This is a genomic window from Flavobacterium sp. PL002 (assembly GCF_054165825.1).
In genome coordinates, this window is the sequence record NZ_CM135110.1 from 1737957 (window position 1) to 1758565 (window position 20609).

At 33.0% G+C, this 20609-nt stretch carries 17 protein-coding genes; 7 read left to right on the forward strand and 10 right to left on the reverse strand.

Translation table 11 applies throughout. The features are described from left to right. Positions 1 to 134: 134 nt before the first annotated feature. From sufD to ACVEGE_RS07585, 6 genes are all read right to left on the reverse strand, one after another. A complete protein-coding gene (sufD, locus tag ACVEGE_RS07560) occupies positions 135 to 1451 on the reverse strand; it encodes a Fe-S cluster assembly protein SufD (RefSeq protein WP_173851370.1) in 1317 nt (438 codons plus the stop codon). A gap of 44 nt (positions 1452 to 1495) precedes the next feature. Next, positions 1496 to 1885: a four helix bundle protein gene (locus ACVEGE_RS07565; RefSeq protein WP_192499873.1), complete on the reverse strand. Its 390-nt coding sequence runs from the start codon at positions 1883 to 1885 to the stop codon at positions 1496 to 1498. Positions 1886 to 1965: 80 nt separating this feature from the next. Then, positions 1966 to 2712, reverse strand: coding sequence for a Fe-S cluster assembly ATPase SufC (sufC, locus tag ACVEGE_RS07570; RefSeq protein ID WP_192499874.1), 747 nt, complete (start codon positions 2710 to 2712; stop codon positions 1966 to 1968). Positions 2713 to 2758: 46 nt separating this feature from the next. Then, entirely contained in the window at positions 2759 to 3106 is a 348-nt protein-coding gene (locus ACVEGE_RS07575; protein ID WP_173856009.1) for a four helix bundle protein, read from the reverse strand. Positions 3107 to 3141: 35 nt separating this feature from the next. Continuing rightward, positions 3142 to 4590 (reverse strand): Fe-S cluster assembly protein SufB, encoded by a 1449-nt coding sequence (sufB, locus tag ACVEGE_RS07580; protein WP_173856008.1) that lies wholly within the window; start codon positions 4588 to 4590, stop codon positions 3142 to 3144. A gap of 131 nt (positions 4591 to 4721) precedes the next feature. Continuing rightward, positions 4722 to 5051, reverse strand: a complete 330-nt coding sequence (locus ACVEGE_RS07585; RefSeq protein ID WP_173851362.1) for a HesB/IscA family protein — start codon at positions 5049 to 5051, stop codon at positions 4722 to 4724. Positions 5052 to 5236: 185 nt separating this feature from the next. On the opposite strand from ACVEGE_RS07585, the gene ACVEGE_RS07590 reads away from it, so the two are divergent. From ACVEGE_RS07590 to ACVEGE_RS07620, 7 genes are all read left to right on the forward strand, one after another. Further along, entirely contained in the window at positions 5237 to 6196 is a 960-nt protein-coding gene (locus ACVEGE_RS07590; RefSeq protein ID WP_192499875.1) for a YjgN family protein, read from the forward strand. A gap of 3 nt (positions 6197 to 6199) precedes the next feature. Next, positions 6200 to 7270 (forward strand): M48 family metallopeptidase, encoded by a 1071-nt coding sequence (locus ACVEGE_RS07595; RefSeq protein WP_192499876.1) that lies wholly within the window; start codon positions 6200 to 6202, stop codon positions 7268 to 7270. 148 nt (positions 7271 to 7418) lie between these two features. Further along, positions 7419 to 8279: an MBL fold metallo-hydrolase gene (locus tag ACVEGE_RS07600; protein WP_173856006.1), complete on the forward strand. Its 861-nt coding sequence runs from the start codon at positions 7419 to 7421 to the stop codon at positions 8277 to 8279. Between the two features lie 73 nt (positions 8280 to 8352). Then, positions 8353 to 9978 (forward strand): S8 family peptidase, encoded by a 1626-nt coding sequence (locus ACVEGE_RS07605; protein WP_173851354.1) that lies wholly within the window; start codon positions 8353 to 8355, stop codon positions 9976 to 9978. A 65-nt stretch (positions 9979 to 10043) separates the two neighbouring features. Continuing rightward, positions 10044 to 11915, forward strand: a complete 1872-nt coding sequence (locus ACVEGE_RS07610) for a M1 family metallopeptidase (RefSeq protein WP_192499877.1) — start codon at positions 10044 to 10046, stop codon at positions 11913 to 11915. Between the two features lie 28 nt (positions 11916 to 11943). Next, positions 11944 to 12345, forward strand: coding sequence for a hypothetical protein (locus ACVEGE_RS07615; protein ID WP_192499878.1), 402 nt, complete (start codon positions 11944 to 11946; stop codon positions 12343 to 12345). Positions 12346 to 12461: 116 nt separating this feature from the next. Continuing rightward, the gene (locus ACVEGE_RS07620) at positions 12462 to 13715 is read left to right on the forward strand and encodes a protoporphyrinogen/coproporphyrinogen oxidase (protein WP_192499879.1); all 1254 of its coding nucleotides are present in this window, start codon (positions 12462 to 12464) and stop codon (positions 13713 to 13715) included. Between the two features lie 150 nt (positions 13716 to 13865). On the opposite strand, the gene ACVEGE_RS07625 is transcribed toward ACVEGE_RS07620, so the two are convergent. The 4 genes from ACVEGE_RS07625 to ACVEGE_RS07640 are packed head-to-tail and all read right to left on the reverse strand — an operon-like array spanning position 13866 to position 20429. Next, positions 13866 to 14966 (reverse strand): MBOAT family O-acyltransferase, encoded by a 1101-nt coding sequence (locus ACVEGE_RS07625; RefSeq protein ID WP_458008634.1) that lies wholly within the window; start codon positions 14964 to 14966, stop codon positions 13866 to 13868. Next, complete coding sequence (locus ACVEGE_RS07630) at positions 14963 to 15859, reverse strand: hypothetical protein (protein ID WP_458008635.1); 897 nt, start codon at positions 15857 to 15859, stop codon at positions 14963 to 14965. The genes ACVEGE_RS07625 and ACVEGE_RS07630 overlap by 4 nt, the downstream gene beginning before the upstream one ends. Beyond that, positions 15859 to 17697, reverse strand: coding sequence for an AMP-binding protein (locus ACVEGE_RS07635; protein ID WP_192499881.1), 1839 nt, complete (start codon positions 17695 to 17697; stop codon positions 15859 to 15861). Before ACVEGE_RS07635 ends, ACVEGE_RS07630 begins: the two co-directional genes overlap by 1 nt. Next, on the reverse strand, positions 17694 to 20429 hold the full coding sequence (locus ACVEGE_RS07640; RefSeq protein ID WP_192499882.1) for a class I adenylate-forming enzyme family protein: 2736 nt from the start codon (positions 20427 to 20429) through the stop codon (positions 17694 to 17696). The genes ACVEGE_RS07635 and ACVEGE_RS07640 overlap by 4 nt, the downstream gene beginning before the upstream one ends. Positions 20430 to 20609: the final 180 nt, after the last annotated feature.

Below are 20609 nucleotides of genomic sequence, written 5' to 3' on the forward strand. Positions count from 1 at the left end.
TGAAAATCCTTTTGGGAAGGCGTTTTTTAGCCTTGCCAAAAGATTGTAACGGATAGCTGGAAATAGCTCCAAAAAAAATTAACCCTTTCTAAGTTAAAACTCGGAAAGGGTTAATTATTTTAGGTCTTTGATTATTACAAATCAAATCCAATTTTCACACCTAATTTACTTGCAATAAGTTTCGTGATGCGTTGTTTCAATTCTGGTATTTTAATGCTTTCGATTACTTTGTTTGTAAAGGCATACATCAACAATGCTTTAGCTTCTTTTTGAGGGATTCCGCGTTGTTGCATGTAGAACATTGCTGTTTCGTCAAGTTGACCAATTGTACAACCGTGCGAACATTTTACGTCATCAGCAAAAATTTCTAATTGCGGTTTGGCATTAATCGTTGCTTTGTCGCTTAATAGAATGTTGTTGCTTTTTTGGAAGGCATTTGTTTTTTGCGCTTCTCTCTCAACATATATTTTTCCGTTAAAAACACCCGTTGATTTATCAGAGAAAATCCCTTTGTAATCTTGGTGACTTTCGCAGTTAGGCGTAGCATGTTGCACTAGTGTGTAATGGTCTACGTGTTGCTTTTCGCCAATAATTGTGATTCCGTTCAAGTAGCTTACAATATGCTCTCCAAAGTGGTAGAAGTTCAAATTGTTTCTAGTTAGGTTTCCACCAAAACTAAATGTATTTACCGCTACACTGCTGTCTTGTTGTTGCGACACATACGTATTGTCAACTAAATTAGCAGTATCGTTATCGTTTTGAATTTTGTAAAAATCTACGATTGCGTGTTTTTCGGCAAAGATTTCAGTTACTGAGTTTGTCAATACTGGATTTTCGCTTAAACTTTGGTGACGCTCAATAATTTGTACTTGCGCATTTTCATGTACAATAATCAAATTACGTGGTTGTACCATTAAAGCAGCTTCGTTTCCTGTAGAGAAATACATGATTTCGATAGGCTTGTCTGCAACTTTACTTTTTGGGATATTGATATAAGCACCTTCGTTTGCAAAAGCAGTATTTAAAGAGGTTAAACTCTCGTCTTTGTTTGCAATTTTATTGAAGTAAGTATCGATAACCGATTTGTATTTTGGCTTTGTAAGGGCAGATGCCATCAAACAAACATCAATAGCTTCGTGCGTAGTTTCAGAAAGGTGGGAACTAAATACACCATCAATAAATACAACTTTGTACGTATCAACTTCATGTAAAAAATACTTCTTAACATCCGAGTATTGGATGTTACTTTCTGTTTTAGGAAATACGGTAAAGTCATTTTTTAAAATGGCATTTAACGATGTGTATTTCCACGCTTCTTCTTTTTTGGTTGGGAAACCTTTATTTTCAAAGTTTTTTAAGGCTGCTGTACGAACATCATGAAGTTCAGAGTGAACATCGATGCGCTCTTCAAAAGCCATAAAAGACGAGATTAATTTTTCTTTCAATTCCATTATAATTTTGTTTCAGGTTTAAAGTTTAAAGTTTCAGGTTTTGCCTATTGGAACTTATTCCCTTTAAAATCTTTTTTATTAAGATAAGTGATAAAGTTTTTTATTTTACCGCTTAAGTTTTCATAATCTTTTTTTAGCAATTCAAATTTTGATTCCTCTATGTAAGCAAAGTCAAAAGCTCTAAATAATTGAGATCTTGTTTCGCCTGCCGAACCTTTAGCAATCGATAAAAATTGTCTAAATTCAATATTTCCGTCTCTTTCAAAACCTTCTGCAATATTGTCCATTACTGAGCCCGAAGAAGCCTTAATTTGATCTTTAAATCGATAATCATTTTTTAATTCAGTTTCAGTGGAGATGATATGTATCTCCTTTGCAAGTCTCCTTGCTTCTTTCCAAATTTCTAAATCTTCAAATCGATTTATAGTAGCCATACATTTCATTAATTTGTCTCAGTTATTTGTCGTTTCAATTTTTAACTTGAAACAAAGAAAACCTGAAACTTGAAACTTTTTTAGTTCTCTGCTTTTATCCAGTCGTATCCTTTTTCTTCTAGCTCGTGTGCTAATTCTGGCCCACCTGATTTTACAATTTTACCATCGTATAATACGTGTACAAAATCTGGAATGATATAATCAAGTAAACGTTGGTAATGCGTGATCACTAACACTGCATTTTTATCGCTTTTCAATTTGTTTACACCGTTTGCAACAATACGTAAAGCATCAATATCTAGTCCTGAATCTGTTTCATCAAGGATTGCAATTTTTGGCTCTAGCATTGCCATTTGGAAAATTTCGTTACGTTTTTTCTCTCCACCAGAGAATCCTTCGTTAAGAGAACGAGACAAAAACTTGCGGTCGATTTCTAATAATTCAGATTTTTCACGAATCAATTTCAACATTTCGTTTGCAGGCATTTCGTCTTGTCCTTTCGCCTTACGAGTTTCGTTGATTGCTGTTCTCATGAAGTTAGTAACTGATACTCCAGGGATTTCAACAGGATATTGAAAAGAAAGGAAAACGCCTTTATGTGCTCTTTCTTCAGGAGCTAACTCTGAAAGGTCTTCACCATCCAAGAAAATTTCTCCTTCTGTCACATCGTAAGTGTCGTTTCCAGCTACAATTGCTGATAAAGTACTTTTTCCTGCACCGTTAGGTCCCATAATCGCGTGAACTTCTCCCGCTTTTATTTCAAGATTAATTCCTTTTAATATTTCTTTGTCGCCTATTGAAGCGTGTAAATTTTTAATTGATAACATAATTAATTTGGAAATTAGATAATTTGGAAATTTGGAAAATCCAAGTTTATTTTTGTTTAGATGTAATTATTATTTTATTTACTACTCGTGAAATTGCATTCACTTGGTCTAGTAATTGATCTACATTTGGATAGTCTTTTGAATATTTACATAATTCTAACCAGTAGATTGTCTCTTCTATTTCTTTAGCCGAAATTTTAAATTTGTGTATAAAATCGGCTTTACTTTCTGCATTTTGAGCCTCTCGAATATTTGCACCAATGGAAGTTCCGGATTTTAGTAATTGATTTGCAATTACAAATTTTCTGTTTTCCTGTAAAGTATCACAATAGCTTATAATTCCTAATGCAAACTTAAATGTCAGGGTAACGATAATGTTTTCCTTATTCTCCATCTTCAAATTTTCAAATTAACTCATTTGCAAATTTTCTAACCTACAGAACCCTCTAAAGATATTTCCAATAATTTCTGTGCTTCAACAGCAAACTCCATTGGTAATTTATTTAAAACTTCTTTACTAAAACCGTTTACGATAAGAGCAATTGCTTTTTCAGTTGGAATTCCACGTTGGTTGCAATAGAAAACTTGGTCTTCACCAATTTTACTAGTTGTAGCTTCGTGTTCAATCTTAGCTGAAGGGTTTTTGCTTTCGATGTAAGGAAAAGTATGTGCACCACAGTTATTACCCATTAACAACGAATCACATTGTGAGAAGTTACGAGCATTTTCTGCATTAGGTGAGATACGTACCAGACCTCTATAACTATTTTGTGATCTACCTGCCGAGATTCCTTTTGAAATAATAGTCGATTTAGTATTTTTACCTAAATGGATCATTTTTGTTCCAGTATCTGCTTGTTGGAAATTATTAGTTACCGCGATCGAATAAAATTCACCTACTGAGTTGTCTCCTTTTAAGATAACCGAAGGATATTTCCACGTCACTGCAGATCCTGTTTCTACTTGTGTCCAAGAGATTTTTGCGTTGTTTTCACAAATTCCTCTTTTAGTCACAAAGTTAAAAACGCCACCTTTTCCTTCTTTGTTACCTGGGTACCAGTTTTGTACTGTCGAATATTTAATTTCGGCATCTTCAAGTGCGATTAATTCCACAACTGCAGCGTGCAATTGGTTTTCATCACGGCTTGGTGCAGTACATCCTTCAAGGTAACTTACATAACTTCCTGCATCTGCAACAAGTAACGTTCTTTCAAACTGTCCTGTTCCTGCTTGATTGATACGGAAATAAGTAGATAATTCCATTGGGCAACGTACGCCTTTAGGGATATAACAGAAAGAGCCATCAGAGAAAACAGCTGAGTTTAATGCTGCATAAAAGTTGTCTTTTTGAGGGACAACAGTTCCTAGGTATTTACGAACTAATTCTGGATGCTCTTTAATAGCTTCAGAAATACTCATGAATATGATTCCTTTTTCTCCTAATGTTTTCTTGAATGTTGTAGCTACCGAAACCGAGTCAACTACGATATCCATGGCTACATTATTCATCATTTTTTGCTCGTCAACAGAGATTCCTAACTTTTTATACATTTCTAAAAGCTCAGGATCTACATCGTCTAATGTTTTATTAGGATCCACTGCTTTTGGTGCTGAATAGTAAGATATCGCTTGAAAATCAGGCTTTTCATAGTGAACATTTGCCCATTCTGGTTCAATCATAGTTTCCCATGCACGAAATGCTTCAATACGCCAATCAGTCATCCATTGTGGCTCGCCTTTTTTGTGTGAAATAGCACGAACTATATCTTCATTTAAACCAATAGGAAACGTTTCCGATTCTAACTCAGTGTAAAATCCGTATTCGTATTCTTTGTTTTCGAGTTCGATTTTTAAATCGTCTTCAGTGTATTTGCTCATTCTTATTTATAGATTTAAAGGTCTAGCAACTCATAAAATGAAAGACTAACCTTTATTATAATAATCTTGTATAATTGTAATCTTATAAAAAGCACTCAAATCTTGCGACATGAGTGCATTTGATTATCTGGTTATAAAGAGAAACTCTCTCCACATCCGCAAGTTCTAGTTGCGTTTGGATTGTTAAAAACAAATCCTTTTCCGTTAATTCCGCCAGAAAATTCTAAAATTGTTCCAGCTAAATAAAGGAAAGATTTTTTCTCAACAGCGATTGTTATGTCGTTGTCTATGAAAATCTTATCTTCTTCGTTTTTAGTTTTGTCAAATTTTAAATCATAAGACAAACCAGAACATCCTCCACTTTTTACACCTACTCTTACATAGTCTGTAGCAGCGTCAAAACCGTCCTCTGTCATCAAATCGACGATTTTCTTTTTGGCAGTATCAGAAACCTTTATCATTGTTATATTGATTTTGTCTAAATTAACCACAAAGATACTATATAAAAACCTTTTTCCATAATTGATAACATTTTTATAACTAATAGTAAAATAGAAAATACTTATTATAACCGTTTCGATTAAATAACATATATTTAACGATTTTTAACTTACAAATTTTTAACTAACATTAACTTTAACCATTTATGGAAGATTTTTTACCTAAAAAAATGACTTACAATTTAGATTTTAAAGGAAAAGGAGGCGACTTTTTCGGAATTGTAATTATCAACTGGCTTTTAACGATTGTTACTCTTGGTATTTACTACCCTTGGGCGAAAGCCAAAACACTGCAATTTATTTTTGGACAGACTACGCTAAACGAAGATTCTTTTGCTTTTCACGGAACTGGAAAAGAAATGTTCAAAGGATTTATTAAGGCAATTGGATTATTTTTCTGTTTGGCTTTAATTATGGGAGTTTTATTTTATCTACAAATGCCAATACTAGGGGGAGTATTTTTCTATTTAGGAATTATCGCTATTTTGCCTGTAGCTATTCATGGCTCTTATCGTTATAGGATGTCTAGAACTTCCTGGAGAGGGATCCGTTTTGGATATAGAGGCGACAGAAAAGAATTTACGTTGCTTTTCTTTAAATGGATTTTCTTCACTATAATCACATTTGGAATCTATGGTTCTTGGCTAAAAATAAATCTTCGTAACTACGTATTGAGTAATGTTCGTTTTGGAGATGCTGAGTTAAATTATGATGGAGATGGAAGAGATTATTTTTTCCTTAATTTTAAAGGTTATTTTTTAAGCGTAATCACACTTGGAATTTATATGTTTTGGTGGCAAAAAGATATTTTTAATTATTATATCGACAATCTATCTCTTTATAAGGACGATAAGAAAATTACCTTTACGTCTACTGCAACAGGTGGTGATTTTGTAGGATTGGTTGTCATTAATTTATTAATAATCATTTTTACTCTAGGATTTGGGTATGCATGGGTAGTTACACGTACAATCAAATTTATCTTTGATCATATCAAGTTAGAGGGAAATATTGACTTAGATACTTTGCAACAAACTGAAGCTAATTTTAAAGATGCTACAGGTGATGATATTAGTGATTTCTTAGATATTGATTTTATAGTATAAGTTATGAATCATCAAGCCGAAGCAATTTTATACGATGGAAAATCATCTGTCCCTCAAAACATCACCATTTTTTTGAACAAACACAAACACAGTTTTACATTTGAAACTGCTACAGTTTATAAAAACGAATGGTTTATTAAAGAGGTGGTTTTTGAAACTCTTGATACTGGTTTGCAAATGCAGCATCAAGGTGATGATGCTATAGAAATTATAAAAATTGCGGATGCTGCTTTTATCAATCATATTAAGCTTTTTAGAAAAGAAAATGGTCACGAGAACTGGTACGAGCATTTAATCAATTTGGGTATTAAAATGCACATGGTTTTAGCGCTTTTAATTTTTGCATTAATTGGTCTAACTTATGTATATGTTATTCCGTGGTTTGGAGAGAAGTCAGTAGCTATAATTCCTGAGAGTTATGATGACAAATTAGGTAGTAGTTTTGTAGAGCAGAGTTTGCTTTTTTCGGAGGTAGATTCGGCTAAGACAAAATCCCTTAATGCTTTCGCAAAAGAGCTGCAGCTTAACAATACAAAACCACTGAATTTTGTTTATGTTAATGAAGATGTCGTTAACGCATTTGCCTTGCCTAATGGAACTATTGTGGTTTATTCAGGTATTGTGGACAAGATGCAAAATTACGACGAACTTGTTGCATTGTTAGGTCATGAGTCAGCGCATGTTACTGGAAGGCATTCGATGAAAATGTTGTGTCGCAACTTATCAGGATATATCTTTATTTCGGCTATTTTAGGTGATGCAAATGGAGTGATGGCAATTATTGGTGACAATGTCAATAGCCTACAGTCGCTTTCATTTTCTAGAAAATTTGAAGAAGAAGCAGATTTAAAAGGACTCCAAATTGTGACAAAGAATAAAGTGGATCCTAAGGGCATGTCCAATCTTTTTAAAAGGTTACAGTCTAAAGGAACGATGTCAATACCACAATTTTTAAGTTCTCATCCCATAACTGAGGAGCGCATCAAGTATATTAATGCACTCAATTCTGGTGAGAAACATGATATTCAAGAAAATGTAAAACTGAAAAAGTTATTTCATGATATGAAGCAGTAAATGTTTTTATCACGACAATAAAGTCACAATATCTAGTTTAACACGCTAGTTGTTGTGGCTTTTTTTGTGGAGTATAAAAGTTAAAATAAACGTCATTCCATAAGAATCGGTTATATTTGATTATTAATGTCTCTAAAAAAAACAAACAATGAAATTATATCCTATAGAAACCGGAAATTTTAAATTAGACGGAGGAGCAATGTTTGGCGTGGTGCCAAAAACGATTTGGAATAGAACAAATCCTGCTGATGCTAATAACTTAATTGATATTGCTGCTCGTTGCTTACTAATCGAAGATGGAAACAGACTAATTTTGATTGACACCGGAATGGGAGACAAGCAATCTGAAAAATTCTTTGGATATTATTCGCTTTGGGGTTCGCATTCTATGGATAAATCATTAGCAAAACATGGCTTTAGTCGGGATGATGTGACCGATGTTTTCATGACACACCTGCATTTTGATCACTGCGGTGGAAGTGCACAATGGAATAAAGATAAAACAGGATACGAAGTAGCTTTTAAAAATGCTAAATTTTGGTCGAATGAAAGTCACTGGGAATGGGCGACAAAACCTAATCCTAGAGAGAAAGCTTCTTTTTTATCAGAGAATATTTTACCCATGCAAGAGAGCGGACAACTGAATTTTATAAAAAGACCTAATGGTGATTTTCTTGATAAGTCAGAGTTGGACTTTGGAATCTTTTTTGTCGATGGTCACACCGAAAAACAAATGATTCCACATATTCAATACAAGGACAAAACAATCGTTTTTTGTGCTGATTTATTGGCTACAGCCGGACATATTCCCATTCCTTATGTAATGGGATACGATACAAGACCACTGTTAACAATGCCTGAAAAGACAAAATTTTTAGATGCGGCGGCGACTAATAATTACTATTTATTTTTAGAACATGATGCTCATAACGAAATCATAACCGTGCAGCATACCGAAAAAGGTGTGCGATTAAAGGATGTGTACACTTGCGAACAAATCTTAACTTAGTGTTAATCCTTCCGTTTTTTGTAACAAAATCCATTATTTTAGACCAATATATTAAACTCATTAAATTTTACACATGAATACTATTAAACCTATTTGTATTTCTGCCTTTGCCGTTTTGGTTTTGGCAGGATGCGGAGCTCAAAAACAAGTTTCAAGTTTTACCTCTTTAATACCTATAACTGCGCCTCTAAATGTAAAAAAAGTAGCTGCAATTAAAGAAGCGGATTTACAACGCTGGAGTCATTTAGACATTATAAACGACACTATTCCAGGAATGAGTGTAGATAGAGCTTACGCAGAATTATTAAAAGATAAAAAAGGAGTTCCTGTAATTGTAGGAATCGTTGACAGTGGAGTCGATATTGAGCATGAAGATTTAAAAGATGTGTTATGGACTAATACTAAAGAAATCGCTGGAAACGGAATCGATGATGACAAAAACGGTTACGTTGATGATATTCATGGTTGGAATTTCCTTGGAGACATCACAAAAGAAAACTTAGAATACGAGCGAATTATTAAAAATAAAGACCTTGTTGATGAAGTAACTTATCAAGCTGCAAAAAAACTGAATGATGATAAAATTGCTGAAGCTAAAGTGGGTAAAGCAAGGTATGATGAAATGCTTGCATCAATAACTAAGGCTGATGAAATAATAGTTAAAGAATTAGGAAAGCCTGTTTATACTGCTGAAGAGTTAAAAGCAATAGAATCTAAAGATGCTGCTGTAATGGAAAGCAAAGTGACTATGTTAAGAGCTTTTTCATTTGGACTTCCTGTTGCTGATTTAAAAAAAGCAGTTGAAGGAGAACTTACTGGAATGACAGCGTTACTTAGTGGAGATAATTTAAAACAAGATTATAGAAAAGTTTTAGGGGACAATCCAGATGATATGACGGATGTAAAATATGGTAACAATAATGTAATGGGTCCAGATAAAGAAGAAATTCTTCATGGTACTCACGTTGCAGGTATTGTTGCACAAGTTAGAGGTAACAACCTTGGAGGTGACGGAATCGCAAATAATGTTCAAATTTTAACTGTTCGTGCCGTTCCTGATGGTGATGAATACGATAAAGACATTGCATTAGGTATTCGTTACGCTGTAGATAACGGAGCTAAAGTAATTAATGGAAGTTTTGGAAAAAGTTTCTCTCCTCACAAACAATGGGTATACGACGCAATTAAATACGCTGAGAAAAAAGATGTATTGATTGTTCATGCCGCTGGTAATGACGGGAAAGATATTGATAGTTATGATAATTTCCCTAACGATTCTGATGACAAGAAAACAGAATTTGCTGATAACATGATTACTATTGGAGCATTAAACTTTGAGTATGGTGATAAAGTAGTAGCTCGTTTCTCAAACTTTGGAAAAACAAATGTAGATGTATTTGCTCCTGGAGTAAAAATATATGCAACAACACCTAACAACACCTACAAGTATTTACAAGGTACATCAATGGCTTCGCCTAACGTGGCTGGAGTTGCAGCGATTATTCGTTCGTATTATCCTAAGCTTACAGCTTCACAAGTTAAACATATTTTAATGGACTCGGGTGTTGCAATTGCTACTGATGTTGTCGTGGGTGGAAACCCAAAAGACAGCCGTTCATTTACAACATTATCACAATCAGGTAAAATTGTAAATGCTTACAACGCTATTTTAATGGCAGACAAGATGTCTAAAAAATAATAATCAAGAGTATTAATCAAATGGAAGGACAGCAACTGTCCTTCCATTTTTTATTTTATATAAAGATGAAAAAGTTTCTTTTAATTTCCATCCTTACTTTTAGTATTGGAGCAGTATCAGCCCAAAGTTCAACATATTGGCAGCAGCATGTTGATTATAAAATGGAGGTAACAATGGATGTGAAAAATAACCAATACAAAGGGAAGCAAGAATTAATTTACACTAATAATTCTTCGGATACGTTAACCAAAGTGTATTATCATTTGTTCAACAATGCTTTTCAACCGGGCAGCGAGATGGATGCTAGATTACACAGCATCAAAGATCCTGACGGAAGAATGGTGACTAAAACTAAGGTAGACGGTCAAGATGTAAAAGTGAGTCGTATTGAAAATTTGAAGCCTGATGAAATAGGGTATTTAAAAATCACTAATTTCAAACAAGATGGTACTGATGCTGTTGCAAAAACTGTAGGAACTATTCTTGAAGTTACTTTGGCTAGCCCAATGTTACCCAACACAAAATCAACTTTTACTTTAGATTTTGAGGGACAAATTCCAGTACAAATTCGTCGTTCTGGACGAAATAATTCTGAAGGTGTTGCATTATCAATGGCACAATGGTATCCAAAGTTAGCCGAATTTGATTTTGAAGGATGGCATACTGATCCTTACATCGCAAGAGAATTTCATGGTGTTTGGGGAGATTTTGATGTAACCATCAATATTGATGCAGCCTACACTTTGGGCGGATCAGGGTATTTACAAAATCAAAATGAAATAGGGCACGGATATGAAGATGCTGGCGTTGTCGTAAAATCGCCAAAAAAAGGAAAAACAATAAGTTGGCATTTTGTAGCCCCAATGGTTCATGATTTTACTTGGGCTGCTGATAAAGACTATATTCATGATGTTGTACAAGGGCCTAATGATGTGGCATTACACTTTTTGTACAAAAACAATCCTAAAACAGCCGAAAATTGGAAAAAACTAGAGCCAATGATGGTGAAAGTAATGGATTTTTATAATAAAAACATTGGAAATTATCCATACAAACAATACTCTTTTATTCAAGGTGGTGATGGCGGAATGGAATATGCTATGTGCACTTTGATGTTAGGTAACGGAACACTTGAAGGAATTTACGGCACAGCAACACACGAGCTGGGACACGCGTGGTTCCAACATGTTTTAGCTTCAAACGAATCAAAACATCCTTGGATGGATGAAGGTTTTACAACTTACATTGGAGATTTAGCGACAAACGAATTATCTGATAAAAAAGTAGTGAATCCTTTTGAAGGAAATTATAGAGCATACTATTATTTAGTTAATTCGGGTAAGGAGCAACCACAAAGTACGCATGGTGATCGTTATGATGAAAACAGGCCGTACAGTATTTCATCTTACGTAAAAGGAAGCATCTTTCTATCGCAATTGCGTTATGTTATTGGCGATGATAAATTAGCGGAAACCATCAAAAGATACTACCACGATTTTAAATTTAAACACCCTACGCCTAATGATATCAAGAGAAGTGCAGAACGCGTTTCGGGAGCAAATTTAGATTGGTATTTAATGGATTGGACTGAAACTACAAACACGATTGATTATGCCATCAAAGCAGTTACCGAAAATGGAGATCAAACCACAGTAAGTCTAGAAAGAATAGGTAGAATGCCAATGCCTATTGATTTATTAGTAGAGTACATTGACGGAACTTCTGAAAGTTTTTATGTGCCCTTACGCATGATGAATTATGAAAAAGCAAATCCTAATCAATCCGTAAAAAGAACCGTATTAAATGACTGGACTTGGGCTGCCTCTAACTATGATTTTACAATTGCTAAGGCAAAAGGGACAATCAAGAAAATCACCATCGACCCAAGCGGATTAATGGCTGATGTGAAGCAAGAGAACAATGTTTACAAACAATAAGGAATTACACAATATTTAATTCGGGTTTATGAATATTAATTATAATGAAGTTGATAAAACGATTGAGATTAAAGATGGGTTAAAAAGTCATCTTTTTCTAATGAAATTATTGATGATTGTTACGTTAACTAATTCGGTTCTAAATTTGTACGATCTAAATACTGAAAATTTTGGTTTTGTTACCATTTTGTGGTTGGTTTTAGGAATTGTCTCAATTATTTTCCTATATCAATTTATTGTTAAGAGATCAGGTTCAGAGAAAATACCTATCGATCAAATTAAAGGATTGAATGAACGGGTTTTTTCAGGTAGGAAAAAATATTTTATCGCACTGAAAAACGGAAAAACACGTGATTTATTAGCAGTAAAATCAGAATCAGACCGGAAACAATTGGATAAAATGTTCAAGAAAAACGGGATTCTAGTTTAAAAGTAATAAGGTCGTAAACAATATGTTTGCGACCTTTTTTTATGATACAAAATCAAGGCATTGCAATCTACAAGAGGAAACACTAAATTTGTAACAAACGATTTTAGAAAAACATTATGAAACCAACTATAACTATTATTGGCGCAGGAATTTCAGGACTTTCTGCAGCATTACATTTACATCGTAAAGGTTATGTTGTTAAAATTATAGAAGCCAGCGACAGAATTGGTGGAAGAATCAAGACGGATGTAATTGCTGGTTTTAGATTAGATCGTGGTTTTCAAGTGTTGCTGACTGCTTATCCAGAAGCAAAAAAACTGCTTGATTATGATGCTTTGCAACTTAAGACTTTTTTACCAGGAGCAACCGTATTGTATGACGGGGGACAATTTGAAATTGCCGATCCATTTAGAAGACCGGCTGCTTTGTTAGCAACTGCTTTTGCTCCCGTAGGTTCGCTCAAAGACAAGTTCAATACTTTTATTTTAAAGAATAAATTAATTGGGAAATCAATCGAAGGAATCTTTTTGCAGGAGCAAAAGTCAAGTTTAGCACAATTGAAAGACTATGGTTTTAGCACCAAGATGATTAATCGATTTTTCAAACCTTTTTTCTCAGGTATTTTTCTCGAAAATAATTTGTCAACCTCAAATAGGATGTTTGATTTTGTGATGAAAATGTTTTCCGAAGGTGATGCCGCAGTTCCTGAATTAGGTATGGAAGAAATTCCAAAACAATTAGCTAGTCAATTGCCCGAAGGTTGTTTTGTATTTAATACGAAAGTGATTGATATAAAAGGGAATACTATTTACACAAGCTCAGGTGCTGAAATACAATCAGACATTATTATTATTGCTACCGAAGCTACTGAGTTGATTTCAAAATTTAAAAGCAGTGTAGAAACCAAACACCATTCGGTTACCAATGTCTATTTTCAGGCAAACAAGGCACCTTCGGACAAAGCAGTTGTTATTTTGAATGCTTCAGAAAAGGAAAAAATAGTTGCTAATTTAACCGTTATGACCAATGTAAGTAAAGCGTATGCTCCCGCTGGAAAAGTCTTGATTTCGGTTTCTTGCAATGGTATTCTGGACTATACTGATCAAGAGTTGGTACAAAAAATTAAAAGCGAATTGCAACCGTGGTTCGGAAACCAAGTGGAAGATTGGTCACATCTCAAAACTTATAAAGTAAATTATGCCTTGCCTAATCTAACTGTTCTCAAAGATGATTTGACAATTGACGATATGAAAATCAACGATAATTTATACTGTTGTGGAGATCATTTATTGAATGGTTCGATAAATGCAGCCATGAAATCAGGACGTTTGGTGGCAGACTTGGTCACTGCAGAACACTGGAAAAACTAAAACTTTACCAGCCAATATATCTGAATTTACCTTCTTCTAAATTAGCGAAAATGAGTCGTAAATTATATAATATTAAAAAAGCGTACCATATAACAATAATAATATTTGCTAGGTTTTTGTGAAAATGTTGATTTAAAAATTTATACATAGCTAGTGGATTAAAAATAAGGTTTTGTACGTCTCTAAAGCACTTGATAGCGTATCATGACTAATGATTATACAACTTAAAGCAAAGAAATTAATGACAAAAAGGCTTCCAAGAGTTGACATTATAATCGATTTTGTTTTATTTTGAAAAAAGGATGAAATGTATATCCCCAATGCTTGTAGTAGTCCCCACAGTAAATATCGTAGAGAAATTTCATGCCAAAGTCCAATTATAATCATTGTAGCTATTATTCCAAACAAAGGTTTTCTATAATAAGACGAAATAGGAGTGTAGATATAATCCTTACAAAAAGAGGACAATGAAATGTGGTATTTTGCCCAAAAATCTCGCATATTGGTTGCTAGAAAAGGATAGTTAAAATTTTCTACTATTCGATAACCCATTAATAATGAAAGTCCAATTGCGATATCGGAATACCCAGCAAATTGAAAATAAGCATTAAAAACAAAACGTAAAGTCTCTAAATAAGTTTTTAGCCATTCATGATTTTTATCGATGTTTTCGATAAAATTTACAGCTTTCAAAGTAAATAGGTAGTTTCCTAAAATTACAATTTTTGATGTTCCGTACAATATCCGTTGCAATCCAGTTGAAAAATAATAGTTGTCAAACCGTCTTCTTTGCCAATCTTTTACAAAGTCAGGATATCTATTGATGGGTCCGATAATAAAAACAGGAAGGAAAAAGTTATAGGCCAGATAAAATAAAAGTTTTTCATTTTTTATTTTGCCTTTATAATATTCTAAAGTATAATGGATGTTTCTAAAGGAGTAATACGACATTCCCAACGGTACGATCCAATCTTTGTCTACTGAAAACAGAATTTTTGTGGTAAAAATCAGAAAGATCAAAAAGACAAGACTGATTGCTATTTTTATTGATTCTCTGAAATTTGATTGGTGCAAGACATAAAAATTACCAAAAGATACAAATGTTAGAACACAAAAAGAAAGAGGTGATTTATACAATATAAAAAGCCCCGTTATTACTATTTGCGATAGTAAAACATATTTTTTTGGGAGTATCCAAGACAAGATAATCATCGGAATTGCAAAGGAAAACAAATCTAATAGTACTTTCATTTTAATAGATTAAATTTGGTTACAAACCATTGCTCATATTTTTTTGCTCCTTTATAATTTAAATGACCACCATCAATAAAATCAGAATCGTTCATTGTACTCGGATATTTCCAGCATTCAATTCCGTATTTCTGTTTGTAAGTATCCATTAGCGCATCTAGTTTTTTTTTTTGATTTTTATCAAGCCAAACTGATTCAAGTTTTGACGCACGTGGCATATCAAGAAAAATTATTTTAGTGTTACTTTTTATCAATTCCGCGTAGGCTTTATTAGCTGTTTTGTTTTGCAAAAACGTTCTAACAAAACGTTTTTTTAATAGTAATTGTGAATAAATAACAGTGTCGAAATGGTCTTTGTAAAACGGGCTTTCAAGAGAAGTCTTACTAATCATAATTTCATAATTAATACTAAATCCTAACGTTTTTTTTATAAAAGAAATCATGTTTTCTAGCGATGATTCTAAAATGTCGAACATTTCATTAGAGCTCTTATCGTCAATATTTAAGTGGTTGATTTCAATAAACAAATAATTTGGTGGATATTTAGTTATGAAATCAAAAAACCGTATTTGATCAATAGTTTCATTATTCAATCCATCAATTGAGACTCTTAAAACAGTAGATTTACGAGATTTTTTTTTTGATAATTCGCTCTCAATTTGAGGGATGTTTTCAAGTGCACAGCGCGTTAGTGATGATCCTAATAATACAATTGAAGTGTTTGTAGAACTAGTTTCATTATTTTTAATTATTGCTTTTCTTAATTTGTTTTGGGTGTATTTATGCTTTTGATTATCTGTATTATTAGGAAAAATCATAAACACCAAAATTATAAGTGCGGTAATACTGAATGCGTATCCCCAAATCTTTAAAGGCGGACTAATTTCATTCATTATTTTATTTTTTTTGCAATCATTGCATTTATCGAACGAATGCTAGTCATTGCCATAATCTCTGAGGTGGAGAACTGAATGTTAAAAAGGTCTTCTAATTCTGTTATAAAAATTAAATTATTTAAAGAATCCCATCCTGACAAAGTACTAGAGGAACTGAATTCGCTGATCTCTTTACTTTCAATTTTAAAAATTGCCGCTGCTGTATTAATGATAGTTTGTATGGTTGCTTCTCCTATTTCTGATGGTTTTTTATATTTTTCTGAAAGGGTGTTTTTTAATTGATCAACTTGAATTTTGCCACTGATTCCTTTTGGTAATTCCTCCAAAAAGTAAATGTCATGCGGTACTTTTTCTTGTTCAAGATTTTCTCTAATAAATTTGTAAATATTTAGTTCATTTAAGGAACTATTTTCCTTTAGCTTGATACATGCAACTATTTTTTCAGTCAATAAAGTATCGTATATGCCGATTACTTTACACTCATCAACTTCATTTGTTTTTAGAATAATTTCCTCAATTTCTTCTGGCTGAATTCTAAATCCTCCTGAGTTGATCATGCTCTTTTTTCGGCCTACAATTTTTACAAATCCATCTTCATCTTGTTGTGCAAGATCTCCTGTATGTAGCCAGTCATTGATTATAACTTCATTTGTCGCTTGAGAGTTATTAAAATATCCAACCATAATGTGACTTCCACGGATCAATAATTCTCCTTTTTCATTTGTTCCAACTTCATTACCTTCTTCGTTGATGATTTTAATGATGCAATCAACAGGTTTCCCAATAGTACCGATCTTATATGAATCTAATCCAGGACCACAAAAAAGACTACCATTTACCGTTTCCGTTAGCCCATAAATATTTATGATTTGTACCTTAAATAGGTTCGAAACAGAGTTCCACAATCTTTCTTCTAATTGAGCTGCGACTGAAATTATAAATTTAAAATCAGGAGTTTGAAAACTATCTTCAAAATCTTCGTGATATTTTTCGAAAAAAGAAAGCAAAGTTGGCACCACAAAAAGATGCGTTATTTTATATTTGTAAATGGCATAATAGATCAAGTCAAGCTGCGATGTATCTAGTTTGAAGGGGCAAAACCATGTTCCTCCACTATAGAGTGCTAACATGGGGCCTTGGTTAATGCCGTCTGCATGATACAAATTCAGTAAATTCAGAATAGCAGAAGTATCATTCATTTCATAAACCGTTTTCAAAGTTTCTAAATGACTGAATAAATTATGGTGTGAAATGGCAACCCCTTTTGGATCTGAAGTGGAACCAGATGTATAAATAATGTAAGCAATACTCGATGGGTCAATTGTTGCTGCGTATTTTGGAATTATAGTTTCTAAAGAGTTAATACAATTCGGGTAACTGTTTGTATTTAAATCATCAGCGGGTTCTTGGGTTGGTTTTTTAGCAAAAATTTTGTTTAGAAACTTTTTCTTTCCTTCGGTTCCTCTTTTTATTTCAATACAATTGGAGTGTTCAATTCCCCAACTTATTTTTAACTTGGGGTCAATAAAATACGCGTTCGGACTACAAGAACTTAAAATAGAATCAACTCGAGTAGATTTAGAAGTGTAATCTAATAAAATAACGGTCAATCCAAATCGATACGCTGCAATTGTAATTTCAACAAGACTGCGTATATCTTCCGTTGACAAGATTATTTTATCATTTGGTTTTAAACCGAGACTGTCAAAAACAATACTTAGTTTATCAACACAATTAACTAAATCGCCATAAGTCATTGTATCTCCTTTAGGCAAAACGGCAAAATCTTTTTTGAGATTTAATTTTGCACGATCTAATAGTTGAATGATATTCATAGGTATTTATTTAGTTTGGTTTTGATTAATTTCCCACTGCTATTGCGAGGGATTTTTTTAATAATTTTTATAATGGAAGGAACTTTACTCGCACCAATTTTTATAGTTAGTTCTTTTTTTATGTCTTCAATTGGATTTTTGATAGTTGAATTTGAATTGTCTAGTTCCACAAACAAAGCTATCTTTTCCGATTCATTTTCAAAAAACGAAACAATACCTATGTCGTTGAGGAATGAAATTGTTAACATTGCATCTTCAATTTCTTTAAAATAAACGATTTCACTTCGTGCATTTTTTATAAAATCTTTCTTTCGTCCCAATAATTCTATATCTCCCGAAGCATTCATCTTAGCCAAATCTCCGGTATAAAACCATTTTTGAATTCCGTTAAACGCTCTAGCAGGATCATAATATCCTTCAGAAATAGAATAACTATAAATCCGTAGTTCGCCTATCTCATCTATTTTTAGAGTTTGATCTTTTTCATCAACAATTTGAGCGATACAATCTACAGCGCTTCCAATATGGTTTCCGTTAAAATTGGAGCTATTTAACGATTCTCCTAGACAAAAACCAGTAGTTTCGGTCAATCCATAATAATTGAAAATTCTTTTTTTGGTTTTTTCAAAAAATTCTTCTTTCAAGTGAGTCGACAAATTACTTCCGGTGCTTAAAACGGCCTTTACTTTAGCTAATCTGTTTTTTATTTCTTTGTTACTTAAAAATTGATTTAGTAAACTAGGACTAGCAATAAGGAAAGTAGTTTCTGTTTCATAAACACAAGCTAGCAGAGAATTAGGATTGTTTTTTTCGTCGAAAGAAGGAATAATACAGCTGGCGCCAGATTCAGCGGTGACGATACAGGCATTTCTTAAGCCGCTCATCGAGTCTAAATTCCCTATAGAAAGGTAGGTATCTTTGTCGTTCCATAAATACGTTTTGACCATATTTGTTGCACTTTGAAACAGTTGCCCTTGTGATAACCTAACACCTTTTGGAGCGCCACTAGATCCCGACGTATGTAAAATTACTGCTAAATCAGTTTCTACAATTGTAGGTAAGCTTATCGTTTCTTGAGTTTCAAGTAACCATTCTGAAAAATATAAATTTTGAACTAAATCGTATTCGTTCTCAGAATCAAAGTAAATGGTTTTAGTTTCCCATTTTTCATTTAATTCTTCTTTTTCGTTTAAAAAAATAATTTTAGGATTGTATTTTTCGATTAAATCGTTAAATATTGTTTTAGGAAGCGATGCATTTATTGGAATAAAAACAATTCCTAAATTCATACACGCCCAAAACAATCCCATCGCTTCAAAATGAATATCTGAATGTAAAATAATTTTATCTCCTTTTTCAAAACCTTTTTGCATAAGGGTAGAAGTGATGCATTTTACGATTTCATCAAATTCTTGAAAAGTATAAAAAGTGTTGTCATTTCGATCTAAAGCATAGGTGTTTTCAGGAAAAGTAACAACCGCTCTTTTCCATAAAGATTGTAAATTAATTTGTACTACAGCATCAGTAAATTCTTGGTGTGCAAAATAATGTTGTAATCGAAGCGGTTTAGCATCTAACGGAAGTAGTTGTAAAACATCAAGTTTTTGGAGTTTTATCACTAGTGTCTTAAAGGCTTCAGAGTCTAATTGTAATTGACTTTGAATATAGGCACAAGAACGATTTTTTCGAGCCCAATATAAGAGAATCAGCTCTTCATTTGACAATTTATATCCAATGGTTTTTTTTATTTCAGTATAGTAAACGGGGTGATTTTCCAGTAAAGTGATTAACTCCGTTTCAATAGAGGAGGTTCTAAATTTAATGGTGTTAGTAACATCAATTTCTAAAAGAGGATTGAGTATTAAACTGCCTTTGTCTAGCTCAAAATAATCAAAGTAGTTAAAGTACGAAAGTTCTCTCTCAAGGTCTAGATCACATTGGGTAATTGCTACTAATCCGTTATAATCGCTAGTATTTGGGTTGGCTTTTACGGTATAATCAGGGTTATAACTTTTTCTGTACAAGTCAGGTTCTGAGAAAACATAGCCTTTTTTATGGTATGGTTTTAAGTTGGCAAATAAGGTATTGTAATCGTTACCATGTATTAAATCACCACATCTATTAAAATAAGGAAACGGTTCATTATTGGCTAAATGCACATGAGGAAATAGAATTAGTCCGTCTTGTTTTGAAACCCGAACAATTTCATTTATTAAATTGGATTGCAGTTGTCTATGCAGGACATCAAACCCGAAAACAAAAGCAATCGACTCATTTTCAAAAGGTAGGTTTTCTTTAAGATTACAAAAGTAAATTTCAATGTTTGATGGTTGGTTATCAGTTGAAAACCAATACGAAAAGCCATTATATCCAAGAACATCGGTGTCACCTTCCCATACACTGATGATTCTTTGTTCTGGAAATAATCCAGCCAGCAGAGAAGTTGACCAACCGGTTCTACTCCAAACATCCAGTATAATATCCCCTTTTTTTAAATGTTTTTTTAGGTATGGTATAAATGGATAAAAAGCTTTATTGGCCTCATTGAATGGATTAAATAAGGCATAAAGATCAAATAAAGGCTTGCGAAATTTATTTCTACAAAAGAGTTCGTAGGTTTCTGAATTAATTTTTTGGTTTATTTTTATTTCAATTTCAGAAGTTAGTTTTTCAATAGAAAGTGACGATTCGTTGAAAAAACGCAGATTGGAAACTTGGGGAATATTTATCATCTTTAGTACATCTACAACCTGAATTATTGGTTTTCTTTAATTTATTGGAAAAACCCAAAAATACAAAATATCTGTATAAGATAATTATCAAGTGAAATTGATTTTAAAATGGATAGAATATAATCTTGCGCTATTTTTATCTTAAAACTGGTTTGTACTATTGCGAAATCAATTCTAAAA

Excerpts from the sequence above, each read along its gene's own strand:
- sufD (WP_173851370.1), bottom strand. The coding sequence starts at position 1,451 with ATGGAATTGAAAGAAAAATTAATCTCGTCTTTTATGGCTTTTGAAGAG.
- ACVEGE_RS07565 (WP_192499873.1), bottom strand. The coding sequence starts at position 1,885 with ATGGCTACTATAAATCGATTTGAAGATTTAGAAATTTGGAAAGAAGCA.
- sufC (WP_192499874.1), bottom strand. The coding sequence starts at position 2,712 with ATGTTATCAATTAAAAATTTACACGCTTCAATAGGCGACAAAGAAATA.
- ACVEGE_RS07575 (WP_173856009.1), bottom strand. The coding sequence starts at position 3,106 with ATGGAGAATAAGGAAAACATTATCGTTACCCTGACATTTAAGTTTGCA.
- sufB (WP_173856008.1), bottom strand. The coding sequence starts at position 4,590 with ATGAGCAAATACACTGAAGACGATTTAAAAATCGAACTCGAAAACAAA.
- ACVEGE_RS07585 (WP_173851362.1), bottom strand. The coding sequence starts at position 5,051 with ATGATAAAGGTTTCTGATACTGCCAAAAAGAAAATCGTCGATTTGATG.
- ACVEGE_RS07590 (WP_192499875.1), top strand. The coding sequence starts at position 5,237 with ATGGAAGATTTTTTACCTAAAAAAATGACTTACAATTTAGATTTTAAA.
- ACVEGE_RS07595 (WP_192499876.1), top strand. The coding sequence starts at position 6,200 with ATGAATCATCAAGCCGAAGCAATTTTATACGATGGAAAATCATCTGTC.
- ACVEGE_RS07600 (WP_173856006.1), top strand. The coding sequence starts at position 7,419 with ATGAAATTATATCCTATAGAAACCGGAAATTTTAAATTAGACGGAGGA.
- ACVEGE_RS07605 (WP_173851354.1), top strand. The coding sequence starts at position 8,353 with ATGAATACTATTAAACCTATTTGTATTTCTGCCTTTGCCGTTTTGGTT.
- ACVEGE_RS07610 (WP_192499877.1), top strand. The coding sequence starts at position 10,044 with ATGAAAAAGTTTCTTTTAATTTCCATCCTTACTTTTAGTATTGGAGCA.
- ACVEGE_RS07615 (WP_192499878.1), top strand. The coding sequence starts at position 11,944 with ATGAATATTAATTATAATGAAGTTGATAAAACGATTGAGATTAAAGAT.
- ACVEGE_RS07620 (WP_192499879.1), top strand. The coding sequence starts at position 12,462 with ATGAAACCAACTATAACTATTATTGGCGCAGGAATTTCAGGACTTTCT.
- ACVEGE_RS07625 (WP_458008634.1), bottom strand. The coding sequence starts at position 14,966 with ATGAAAGTACTATTAGATTTGTTTTCCTTTGCAATTCCGATGATTATC.
- ACVEGE_RS07630 (WP_458008635.1), bottom strand. The coding sequence starts at position 15,859 with ATGAATGAAATTAGTCCGCCTTTAAAGATTTGGGGATACGCATTCAGT.
- ACVEGE_RS07635 (WP_192499881.1), bottom strand. The coding sequence starts at position 17,697 with ATGAATATCATTCAACTATTAGATCGTGCAAAATTAAATCTCAAAAAA.
- ACVEGE_RS07640 (WP_192499882.1), bottom strand. The coding sequence starts at position 20,429 with ATGATAAATATTCCCCAAGTTTCCAATCTGCGTTTTTTCAACGAATCG.